Raw genomic sequence first — 1,236 nt, forward strand, 5'->3', positions numbered from 1 at the left:
CATATTCAATAAGCAGGCATTCTGTCACCAAATAAGATGGAAAAGCGGTTCAATGCGGCCTTCCAGTCTCTGATTGGCATAGTCCATTTCCTGGCGATATTGTTCAGCGCCAGATAAAGCAGTTTGAGCATAGCCTCGTCATTGGGGAACGAACCCCGGTTCTTAGTAACTTTGCGCAGCGACATGTTCAACGATTCTATAGCGTTAGTCGTGTATATCACCTTGCGTATCTCCGGCGGATAGGCAAAAAAGGGATAATGCGCTCCCAGTTCCTGCGCCAGGATTGGCCGATGGACGGATGCGTTTTATCCCATTTTTCTTCAAAGGCCGTAAGATTCATCTCAGACTGCTCGGCGGTTGTCGCCTGGTAGATGGTCTTGAGGTCCGCAGCTACCTCTTTGCGCTGTCTCCATGAGACATATCTCAGGGAATTGCGCACCATATGGACAATGCAGAGCTGTATCCGGGTGCGAGGAAAGACCGTCTCAATGGCCTCGGGGAAACCCTTCAGGCCATCCACACAGGCAATAAAGATATCCTGTACCCCACGATTTCTCAACTCTGTCACTACCTGCAACCAGAACTTGGCGCCTTCGTTTTCCGCAACCCACATCCCCAGGACATCCTTGACCCCATCCATGGTGATACCGATAGCCAGATAGACCGCCTTGTTCATAACATGTCCATTATCGCGTCCCTATAGATGATCGGGTAAACAGCGTCCAGAGGGCGATTCTGCCAGATTTTAACCTCATCGGCAACAGCGTCAGTGACCGCTGAAATCAGGCTGGGAGAGACATCAACACCATAGATATCCTCCAGATGCCCCTGAATCTCCCTGGTGGTCATACCCCGGGTGTAGAGTGAAATAATCTTGTCATCAAAACCGGAAAAGCGGGTTTGCCCCTTCGGAATGATCACCGGATCAAAGCTGCTGTCGCGGTCACGAGGGACATCGATCGGCAGCTTGCCAAACTCACCCTTGATGGTCTTGACGGATTTGCCATTACGGGCATTTCCGCCTTTGACGGCTATTGCACCATGTTTCTCGTGTCCCAGATGGACAGTCATTTCCGCCTGCAGCGCCCTTTCCAGAAGGGCCTTGGTCAGTTGCTTGAGCAACCCGTTTTCCCCGATCAGCTCTTCGGGTCTTTTACAGTCGTAGCCGACAAACAGACGATCCAACAGTTCTTTTTCAATGGCCATAATGATCTCCTTTTAAAGGGTGGGATATCG

1 pseudogene is annotated in these 1,236 nt (G+C 50.9%); it reads right to left on the reverse strand.

Features of this window, described 5'->3' with window-relative positions:
* Positions 1–5: 5 nt before the first annotated feature.
* A pseudogene (locus tag ACP5SG_RS09650) lies at positions 6–1,206 on the reverse strand (IS256 family transposase).
* Between the last annotated feature and the right edge of the window lie 30 nt (positions 1,207–1,236).

It is taken from the genome of Dissulfurimicrobium sp. (assembly GCF_049968175.1).
GTDB lineage: Bacteria > Desulfobacterota > Dissulfuribacteria > Dissulfuribacterales > Sh68 > Dissulfurimicrobium > Dissulfurimicrobium hydrothermale.